This window comes from Rhodococcus sp. LB1, assembly GCF_001583455.1.
Lineage (GTDB): Bacteria > Actinomycetota > Actinomycetes > Mycobacteriales > Mycobacteriaceae > Rhodococcus_F > Rhodococcus_F opacus.
This window is the reverse complement of the sequence record NZ_LTCZ01000217.1, coordinates 15212-24598: the sequence shown is the minus strand read 5'-3', so window position 1 is coordinate 24598 and position 9387 is coordinate 15212. Positions and strand designations below refer to the sequence as shown.

General features: G+C 68.7%; 8 protein-coding genes. 7 read left to right on the top strand and 1 reads right to left on the bottom strand.

Going from position 1 to position 9387, the window contains the following annotated elements:
• A partial coding sequence (locus AZG88_RS26110; protein ID WP_061699635.1) for a pyridoxamine 5'-phosphate oxidase family protein occupies positions 1 to 524 on the bottom strand: 524 nt, incomplete at its 3' end.
• Between the two features lie 147 nt (positions 525 to 671).
• On the opposite strand from AZG88_RS26110, the gene AZG88_RS26105 reads away from it, so the two are divergent.
• The 7 genes from AZG88_RS26105 to AZG88_RS26075 all read left to right on the top strand — a co-directional run bounded on the left by AZG88_RS26105 (position 672) and on the right by AZG88_RS26075 (position 9360).
• Entirely contained in the window at positions 672 to 1112 is a 441-nt protein-coding gene (locus AZG88_RS26105) for an OsmC family protein (protein WP_005240454.1), read from the top strand.
• On the top strand, positions 1112 to 2041 hold the full coding sequence (locus AZG88_RS26100) for a hypothetical protein (protein WP_082764606.1): 930 nt from the start codon (positions 1112 to 1114) through the stop codon (positions 2039 to 2041). The genes AZG88_RS26105 and AZG88_RS26100 overlap by 1 nt, the downstream gene beginning before the upstream one ends.
• 5 nt (positions 2042 to 2046) lie before the next feature.
• Positions 2047 to 2316 (top strand): acylphosphatase, encoded by a 270-nt coding sequence (locus tag AZG88_RS26095; RefSeq protein ID WP_011598391.1) that lies wholly within the window; start codon positions 2047 to 2049, stop codon positions 2314 to 2316.
• Positions 2317 to 2338: 22 nt separating this feature from the next.
• Positions 2339 to 5944, top strand: coding sequence for a chromosome segregation protein SMC (smc, locus tag AZG88_RS26090; protein ID WP_061042900.1), 3606 nt, complete (start codon positions 2339 to 2341; stop codon positions 5942 to 5944).
• 66 nt (positions 5945 to 6010) lie between these two features.
• Positions 6011 to 7438 carry a signal recognition particle-docking protein FtsY gene (gene ftsY / locus AZG88_RS26085; RefSeq protein ID WP_082833479.1) on the top strand — a complete coding sequence of 476 codons (1428 nt, stop codon included), beginning with the start codon at positions 6011 to 6013 and terminating at the stop codon, positions 7436 to 7438.
• A gap of 259 nt (positions 7439 to 7697) precedes the next feature.
• Positions 7698 to 9017: an ammonium transporter gene (locus AZG88_RS26080; RefSeq protein ID WP_210752954.1), complete on the top strand. Its 1320-nt coding sequence runs from the start codon at positions 7698 to 7700 to the stop codon at positions 9015 to 9017.
• A 4-nt stretch (positions 9018 to 9021) separates the two neighbouring features.
• Positions 9022 to 9360, top strand: a complete 339-nt coding sequence (locus AZG88_RS26075; RefSeq protein ID WP_005240467.1) for a P-II family nitrogen regulator — start codon at positions 9022 to 9024, stop codon at positions 9358 to 9360.
• The last annotated feature ends 27 nt before the right edge of the window (positions 9361 to 9387 follow it).

The following is a 9387-nucleotide window of genomic DNA, read 5'->3' as shown; positions in this document are numbered from 1 at the left end:
GGCACCGGTGCCATTCTCGGAATGTGCTTGCGGCAATGGATGTATGCCTCCTCCACCTCCACCACCACCCAGCGTTCCGGGATCCGGCCGTTCGCGTGGTCCGCAGGCAGATCTGCGACGTCGGAGCGCAGGACGGGGTCTTCGACGATCCGGGCCGAACCGTTCACGTGCAGTCCGATGAGGTCCTGCACGAAGTCCACGAGAATGATTCCGACGTGCGGGTTTTCCCGGATGTTGCCGAGGCTCGCCATCACGCCGTTGCCGCGGTACTCCGGGTACGCGAGGGTCTTCGAGTCGATGACGTGTATGAATCCCGGTGTCCCGGCGCGCAGACTGTTGTCGCATTCGCCGGAGGCGTCGGCGGTGGCGATGAAGGCCATCTCCTGGCGTCCGATGAACTCGATCATCGTCGGATTGAGATGGTCCAGCATCTGATCCGAGTAGAACTTGGCGGCACGATCCTCGGTGCCGTACTCGGACTGAAGTTGGCGCTCTCCCGCACTACCGATCTGGCCCATCTGCATTCCCCGTTACCCCTCGGCGTCATTGGTCGGTTCACCCTACGGCCCACCGGTTCCCTCTGCTGAGAATCCTCGTTCACAATTCCGCGGAAACCACTGCCGCCCACCCACCTACCTGGCGGTGCGCCGATCGGTGGCAGGATTGAGCGCATGGCAGAACAGACTTCCGACACGACGGCGCCCACCTCACTGTGGGTCGAGCGAACGGGCACCCGGCGGTACACCGGTCGCAGCTCGCGCGGCGCCGAGGTCCTGATCGGCTCCGAGGGCGTGGAGGGCGTGTTCACCCCCGGGGAACTCCTGAAGATCGCACTCGCCGCGTGCAGTGGAATGAGCTCGGACTTCCCGCTGTCGCGGCGGCTGGGTGACAACTACGACGCCACCATCCGGGTGTCCGGTGCCGCGGACCGGGAGAACGAGGTGTACCCGCAGCTGGACGAGGTCATGGAACTGGACCTCAGCGAACTCGACGCCGATGCGCAGGAGCGTCTGGTTGCGCTCGTGGAACGGTCGGTCGACAAGGTCTGCACGGTCGGGCGGACGCTGAAGGCCGGGACGAAAGTGACACTGACCGTCGAGAGAGAAGCATGATGCGGCGTGAGCTGGCCGCGGTCGCGGGCGGGGCGGCGCTCTGCGCGGGTCTGCTCGTGGTCGCGCCCGCGGCCGCCGGGCCCGCGTTCTCGCCTCCCGGCGGCGCGTGCACCCCGTGGTCGGTGTCGGAGGTGGCGTCCGGGGCGGGGGTTCTCGAGAACCTGGCCTTCGACGGGGCGGGCACCATGCTGGTGTCGCGGACAGGCCTGGTCGGCGGCGGAGCCCTCGACGGGGTCGCCCCCGACGGCACCGTCACCCCGATCGTGCCCGAGGTCGAGTCGCCCGGCGGAATCGCCGTGGACGGCGCCGACGCGTACTTCGCCACGGGGAACTCCTTCGCCGCCGGGGTCACGGGCTCGGCGAGCGGCACGGTCGACGTCGTGAACCTCGGCACGGGTGACACACGAACCGTGGCCGACGGGCTGGTCATGCCGAACGGGCTGGTCCGGCTGAGTAACGGAGACATTCTCACCGCCCGGAATCTGGGCTCCGGGGCGGGACTGACCCGCGTCCCCGCCGCGGATCCCCACACCCCGGAGGTCGTGCGCACCGATCTGGGAACGGTCGACGGTCTCGCCGCGCACGACGCCAACGTCTACACGGTGACGACGTTCGACACGACCACCACGCTGCGCATCCTCCGCGAGGACGACCTGAGCGGTCCCGTCGTGTCGGTCGAGCTGCCCGGCTCCGGGCCCCTCAATGCGGCCGACGATCTCACCGTCGGACCGGACGGCGTCGTCTACGTCGCCTACAACGGCGGCGGCAAAGTGGTGCGGGTCGATCCCGCGACGGGGGAGAGCTGCGCCCTCGCGTCCGGGCTGCCGCTGGTGTCGTCGGTGCGGTTCGGCGCCGGGCCGGGCTGGGATCCGGACGCGCTCTACGCCACCAGTTTCACCGGGAAGATCTACAAGCTCGAACGGTCGTGACGGACATGGAGAGAATGACCGCGTGGGTGCACGGATTCGTGCAGGGTGTGGGATTCCGGTGGTGGACCCGCGCCCGTGCGCTGGAACTCGGCCTCGTCGGATACGCGGCCAACCAGAAGGACGGCCGCGTGCTCGTCATCGCCGAGGGGCCTCGCGACAAGCTGGAGACCCTGCTGACGCTGCTGCGGTCGGGAGACACGCCGGGCGCGGTCGATCTCGTCGTGGAGCAATGGGATTCCGCCCGCGGCGACCTCACCGGGTTCGTGGAACGGTGAACCGCAGGTAAAGTTCTCCGTCATGCATCTGAAGAGTCTGACGCTGAAGGGATTCAAATCCTTTGCGTCCGCAACGACTCTGCGATTCGAGCCGGGAATCACCTGTGTCGTAGGGCCCAACGGGTCGGGTAAGTCCAACGTCGTCGACGCGCTCACCTGGGTGATGGGCGAGCAGGGGGCGAAGGCCCTTCGCGGCGGCAAGATGGAAGACGTCATCTTCGCCGGCACCGCCGGGCGGGCGCCCCTCGGACGCGCCGAGGTCACACTGACGATCGACAACTCCGACGGCGCCCTGCCGATCGACTACTCCGAGGTGTCGATCACCCGGCGCATGTTCCGCGACGGCGCCGGCGAATACGAGATCAACGGCAGCTCGTGCCGGCTGATGGACGTGCAGGAACTGCTCAGCGACTCCGGCATCGGCCGGGAGATGCACGTGATCGTCGGTCAGGGCCGCCTCGCCGCCATCCTCGAATCCCGTCCGGAGGACCGGCGCGCGTTCATCGAGGAAGCAGCAGGCGTCCTCAAGCACCGCAAACGCAAGGAAAAGGCGGTCCGCAAACTCGACGCGATGCAGGCCAACCTGGCGCGCCTGAACGACCTCACGGCGGAACTGCGGCGCCAGCTCAAACCACTCGGACGGCAGGCCGAGGTGGCACGCCGCGCCCAGACCGTGCAGGCCGACCTCCGCGACGCGAAGCTGCGGCTCGCCGCGGACGACCTGGTCACGCGGCGCGAGGACCTGGCCAGCCAGGCTCAGGACGAGAAGGTCGCGCGCGAGCAGCACGACCAGGTCACCGAGGCACTCGACGAGGCCAATCTCGAGCTGGGACGGCACGAACAGGAACTGTCGAGGCTCACACCGGGTGCGGAAGCGGCCGCGCAGACCTGGTTCCAGCTGTCGGCACTCGCCGAGCGCGTCAACGCGACCATCCGTATCGCCCGCGAGCGGGCACGCCACCTCGACGCCGAGCCCTCCGCGAACCGCGGTCAGGATCCCGACGAGATGGAGGCCCGCGCCGACCGGATCGCCGCGGAGGAGATGGAGCTCGTCGAAGCCGTCGAGATGGCGCGCGCGGCGCTGGACGCGGCCAAGGAGCAGCTGGCACTGGGGGAGGAGACCGCCGCCGAGGCGGAACGGGCTCACATGGCGGCGGTCCGGGCGATCGCCGACCGCCGTGAAGGCCTGGCGCGGCTGTCCGGCCAGGTCGACACGCTGCGCACCCGCGCCGACTCCGTCGACGCCGAAGTGTCCCGGCTGACCGTCGCGATCGAAGAGGCCCGCCAGCGCGGCGACGCGGCACAGTCCGAGTTCGAGGTCGTCCAGGACGAGATCGGTGACCTCGACGCCGGCGAGCTCGGACTGGATTCCCACCACGAGCGTGCCGTCGAGGCACTGCGCCTGATCACCGAACGCGTCACCGAACTCCAGGCCGAGGAGCGCGCAGCCGGGCAGGAAGTGGCGTCCCTGCGTGCCCGGATCGACGCGCTGGCGATGGGCCTCGAACGCAAGGACGGCGCCGGCTGGCTCGTCGAGAATCGCGGCGAACACGGCATCCGCGGACCGATCGGTGGCCTCATCACCGTCGAGAAGGGGTACGAGGGCGCCGTCGCGGCGGCCATGGGCCCCGCCGCCGACGCCGTCGTCGCCGAATCCCTCGACGCCGCACGCAGCGCAGTCGGTGCGCTGAAGGAGACGGACAGCGGTCGGGCGTCCCTGTTCATCGGAACCGATCAGGCGGCGGCGAACGGCGGACACCTGGACTCCGGCGCCCGGTGGGCCGTCGACGTCATCGACTGCCCCGCCGAACTGCGGACCGGACTCGCGGCGCTCCTGGGTGGAGTGGTCGTGGTCGATTCCCTCGACGACGCCGTCGAGACCGTCCGGCGCAGGCCCGACGTGCGCGCCGTCACCCGCGAGGGAGATCTCCTCGGAGCGGGCTGGATGAGCGGCGGGTCGGACCGTCAGCCGAGCACCCTCGAGGTCCAGGCCGCCATCGACAACTCGGTGCAGGATCTCGCCCGCGCCGAACGTCGCGCCGAGGAACTGGCCGCGGCACTGTCCGGCGCGGTCGCGGAACAGGCCGACCGCCAGGAGAACGCCGAGCAGGCACTGGCCGCGCTGAACGAGTCCGACGCCGCGATGTCCGCCATCTACGAGCGCCTCGGCCGCCTCGGCCAGGCCGCGCGGGCCGCGCACGCCGAATCCGATCGGCTCATGGCGCAGCGCGACAAGGCCGAGAGCGGCCGAGAGGACACGCTGACCGCGCTGGCCGAACTCGAGGAACGGCTGCGCCTGGCGGAACAGGACGGGTCGTCCGCCGGTGCCGACACGGGCGGTACCGACACGACGAGCATCGATCGTGAGATGGCGGCCGCCGCACTGGCCGAAGTGCGGGCCGTGGAAGTGGAAGCCCGGCTGTCCGTGCGCACGGCCGAGGAGCGCGCCGAGTCGGTGCGCGGCAAGGCCGACTCCCTGCGCCGCGCCGCACAGGTGGAACGCGACGCGCGCGCCCGGGCCGAACGCGCGATGAAGGCCCGCCAGAACGCGGCCGCCGTCGCGGCGGCGGTCGCCGAGTCGGGACAGCGGGTCGCCGAGCACCTCGGTGACGTCGTCGACGCCGCGATGGCGCACCGTGACGAACTCGCCCGGGCCCGCACCGAGCGGACGACCCAACTCGAACAGGTGAAGGAAAGGGTGCGTCAGCTGACCGGACAGCTGGCGTCGCTCACCGATGCCGTGCACCGCGACGAGGTGGCTCGCGCCCAGGCCGCGCTGCGCATCGAGCAGCTCGAGGAGGCGATCCTCGAACAGCACGGGATCGGCCTGGACGATCTGATCGCCGAATACGGCCCCGATGTCGCGCTGCCGCCGTCCGCACTCGAGATGGAGGAGTACGAGCAGGCGAAGGAGCGCGGCGAGCAGGTCACGATGCCCGCACCGATTCCGTACGACCGCGCCACGCAGGAACGTCGCGCGAAACGTGCCGAGAAGGACCTGGCGACGCTCGGCAAGGTCAACCCCCTGGCACTCGAGGAGTTCGCCGCGCTCGAGGAGCGCTACAACTTCCTCTCGACTCAACTCGAGGACGTGAAGACCGCCCGCAAGGATCTCCTCGGGGTGGTGGCCGACGTCGATGCCCGCATCCTGCAGGTGTTCACCGAGGCCTACTCGGACGTCGAACGCGAATTCGTGCAGGTGTTCGCGAAACTGTTCCCCGGTGGTGAAGGCAGGCTGGTGCTCACCGATCCGTCGGACATGCTGACCACCGGCATCGAGGTGGAGGCCCGCCCGCCCGGCAAGAAGGTCAAGCGGCTGTCGCTGCTGTCCGGTGGCGAGAAGTCTTTGACGGCGGTGGCGATGCTCGTGGCGATATTCCGGGCCAGGCCGTCCCCCTTCTATGTGATGGACGAGGTGGAGGCCGCGCTGGACGACACGAACCTGCGTCGTCTCATCGGGTTGTTCGAGCAGTTGCGGGAGAAGTCGCAGCTGATCGTCATCACTCACCAGAAGCCGACGATGGAGGTGGCCGACGCGCTCTACGGCGTCAGCATGCGCGGCGACGGCATCACTACCGTCATCTCCCAGCGGCTCCGTGGCCAGGACATGGCGGCCGCGGACGTCTGATTTCGACCCGCTCCGGGACGGCGCGGGCGGGAAGGCAGTGCGCGACGAAATCCGGAGCCTGAAACAATGAGCGGCGTGACTACCGGAGCTTGGATTGCCATCGCGGCCGCACTGGCCGTACTTCTCGTCGTTCTCGTCGTCGGGTCCCTGCTGTATCGGCGTCGCCGGATTTCCCTGAAGGCGCCGGACACCCCGCAGGTCACCACGGCGGAGAAGGACCGTTCGGGCAGTTACCGGGCGGACGGCGGGTTCAACTTCAGCCAGGGGTCGACGGCGACGGCACCGCCACGTCCGCCTGCGCCCGAGCCGGTTCTGCCGAAACCGGCGCCCGAACCCGAGGTGGCCGCGCCCGAACCCGAGGTCGTCGCGCCCCCGGCGCCCGAGAAGGCCCCCGAGAAGGCCCCCGAGAAGGCCCCCGAGAAGGCCCCCGAGAAGGCCCCGGAGAAGCCGACGGCCCCGCCGGAACCGGTCACCTACGAACCGGTCGTCGCGCCCGAGGTCGAACCGGAACCCGAGGTCGCGCCCGCACCCGAACCCGAACCGGCTGCCGCCGCGCCGGTGCTCGACGTCATCGCCCCCACCGAAGGACGGCTCGACCGCCTGCGTGGGCGGCTGTCCCGCTCCCAGTCCGCGGTGGGCAAGAGCCTGCTCGGACTGCTCGGCGGTGGCGATCTCGACGAGGACTCCTGGGAAGAGGTGGAGGACACGCTCCTCATCGCCGACCTCGGCTCGGCGACCACCACGAAGATCGTCACGTCGCTGCGTGAGCAGATGGCATCGCGCAGCGTCCGCACCGAGGCCGATGCCCGCGCGCTGCTGCGTGAAGTCCTGGTCGCCGAACTCCGGCCGGAACTCGATCGCTCGATCCGTGCCCTGCCGCACGACGACCACCCGGCGGTCCTGCTGGTCGTCGGTGTCAACGGCACCGGCAAGACAACCACCACCGGCAAGCTCGCGCGTGTGCTCGTGGCCGACGGCAGGCGCGTCCTGCTCGGTGCCGCCGACACGTTCCGTGCCGCAGCCGCGGACCAGCTGCAGACGTGGGCCGAGCGAGTGGGCGCCGAGGTGGTGCGCGGGAAGGAAGCCGCAGATCCGGCGGCCGTCGCGTTCGACGCCGTGTCCAAGGGAATCGATACCGGCGTCGACGTCGTGCTGATCGATACCGCCGGCCGGCTCCACACGAAAACGGGACTGATGGACGAGCTCGGCAAGGTGAAGCGGGTCATCGAGAAGAAGGCCTCGGTCGACGACGTGCTCCTCGTCCTCGACGCGACCATCGGCCAGAACGGCCTCGCGCAGGCGCGGGTGTTCGCCGAGGTCGTCGACATCACCGGTGTGGTCCTCACCAAGCTCGACGGCACCGCCAAGGGTGGCATCGTGTTCCAGGTTCAGCACGAACTCGGGGTTCCCGTGAAGCTCGTCGGGCTCGGTGAGGGCGCCGACGATCTGGCTCCGTTCGAGCCGGGCGCCTTCGTCGACGCGTTGCTCGGCTGACGCAGCGATTCGGGGTCGTCGCGGGGTCCCGGACCGCTCCGGGGCGATGAAACCGACCGCAAATCGCCTGGCGAAACCTGCACGCAACAAAATAGGCCGATGCGTTCACGAGCGCGAAACAGTGCAGTGGCATAGCCGAAACACCAACTGAGCACCCTTCTTCTCAGGTCGTCAGCCGCTACCGGCTGGGCAGAGAAGGAGGAGGCTCAAGGTGGATTTCCCCACTATCGGTGCACCGGACACCGGGGACACAGCGTGGATGCTGACCAGCGCCGCGCTCGTGTTGCTCATGACTCCGGGTCTTGCGTTCTTCTACGGCGGCATGGTGCGGGCCAAGAGCGTGCTGAACATGCTCATGATGAGCATCAGCGCGATGGGTGTCGTCGGCATCCTGTGGGTTCTCTACGGCTACTCCATGGCCTTCGGTGAGGACAAGGGAAACCTTGTCGGTGATCCGTTCCAGTACTTCGGACTCAAGGGACTGTTCGGCGGGTCCTACCTCGCCGAGACCGACGACGCCGGTTCGGTCATCGCCGACTCCGCGATCCCGCTCGTCGGCACCATCCCCGCGACGGTGTTCGTCGCGTTCCAGGCCATGTTCGCGATCATCACCGTCGCCCTCATTTCGGGTGCCGTGGCGGATCGCCTGCGCTTCGGGCCCTGGCTGCTGTTCGCCGGCCTCTGGGCGACGGTCGTGTACTTCCCCGTGGCGCACTGGGTCTTCGCCTTCGACGGTGTCACCGCCGAGACCGGTGGCTGGATCGCCAACAAGCTCGCCGCGGTCGACTTCGCGGGTGGTACCGCCGTCCACATCAACGCCGGCGCCGCCGGCCTCGTCCTCGCGATCATTCTCGGCAAGCGCAAGGGATGGCCGGGAACCCCGTTCCGCCCGCACAACCTGCCCTTCGTGATGCTCGGCGCCGGCCTCCTCTGGTTCGGCTGGTTCGGTTTCAACGCCGGTTCGGCCGTCGGGTCCAACGGCATCGCCGGAGCAACCTTCATCACCACCGTCATCGGAACGTGCGCGGCCATGCTCGCCTGGCTCCTGGTCGAGCGGATTCGCGACGGCCACGCCACCACACTCGGCGCGGCGTCCGGAATCGTGGCCGGCCTGGTTGCCATCACGCCTTCCTGCTCCTCGGTGAACGTCCTCGGCGCACTCGCCATCGGCGTCGTGGCAGGCGCACTCTGCGCACTCGCGGTCGGACTCAAGTTCCGCTTCGGATTCGACGACTCGCTCGATGTCGTCGGTGTCCACCTCGTCGGCGGCATCGTCGGAACGCTGATGGTGGGCCTGGTCGCAACGGCTGAGGCGCCCGCGGGTGTTGTCGGACTGTTCTATGGTGGAGGCCTCGACCAACTCTGGCGTCAGGCAGTGGGCGCCGGAGCAGTACTGCTTTACTCGCTCGTCGGTACGGCCGTCGTCGCGTTGATCGTGAAGTTCACGATCGGTCTGCGGCTCAGCGACGAGGGTGAATCACTTGGAGTGGACGAGTCGGAACACGCAGAAACTGGCTACGATTTCGCCGCTCTCGGCGGAAACTCGGCAACTGCTCGTGTATCCGGCAAGGAGGGATGAGGAAATGAAGCTGATCACAGCAATTGTCAAGCCGTTCACTCTGGAGGACGTGAAGACGGGACTCGAGCAGGCGGGTGTCCTCGGGATGACCGTCAGCGAGGTTCAGGGGTACGGCCGGCAGAAGGGCCACACCGAGGTCTACCGAGGTGCCGAGTACTCGGTCGATTTCGTTCCGAAGGTCCGGGTCGAGGTCGTCGTGGACGACGCTGCTGTGGACAAGGTCGTCGAGGTGATCGTCGAGGCGGCACGCACCGGCAAGATCGGTGACGGCAAGGTCTGGGTCTCACCGGTCGAGTCGGTGATCCGGGTGCGTACCGGGGAACGCGGCGCGGATGCACTCTGACCCCAACGGGTCCGGTAAGACCGGCCC